Annotated in this window: 1 protein-coding gene; it reads left to right on the top strand. The window is 54.1% G+C overall.

The annotated features are described in order from the left end of the window. Window positions 1–425, top strand: a 425-nt coding sequence (locus E3E29_RS11430) for an FAD-binding oxidoreductase (protein ID WP_167911108.1), incomplete at both ends; no start/stop codon positions are given.

Here is a 425-nt window from a genome sequence, read left to right as displayed (position 1 = left end):
ACCAACAGGGGAGTTATCAAGACGGGCATCGTCGTTAACGCCACCAACGCGTGGGCCAAGCTAATCAACGCAATGGCCGGAATAAAGACTCCTATTCCGATAGAGCCTTACAAACATCAGGCGGTGATAACGCAGCCAATAAGGAAGGGCGCGATAAAGCCGATGGTCATTTCCTTCAAGTACGGCCACGCTTATCTGACCCAGACCAGCCACGGCGGCGTTGTTGGAGGCGTCGGCTACGAGCTGGGGCCGACCTACGACCTCAATCCGACCTATGAGTTCATGCGCGAGGTGAGCTACTACTTCACCAGGATAATCCCGGCCCTGAGGGAGCTTCTTATACTCAGAACATGGGCGGGCTACTATGCTAAAACGCCTGATAGCAACCCTGCCATAGGAAAAATCGGGGAGCTGAACGACTACTA

The sequence above is a fragment of the Thermococcus sp. Bubb.Bath genome (genome assembly GCF_012027595.1).
In the GTDB taxonomy this organism is placed as follows: Archaea; Methanobacteriota_B; Thermococci; order Thermococcales; family Thermococcaceae; genus Thermococcus.
Note: the sequence above shows the minus strand (reverse complement) of the source record. Positions and strands in the feature narration are given on the sequence as shown.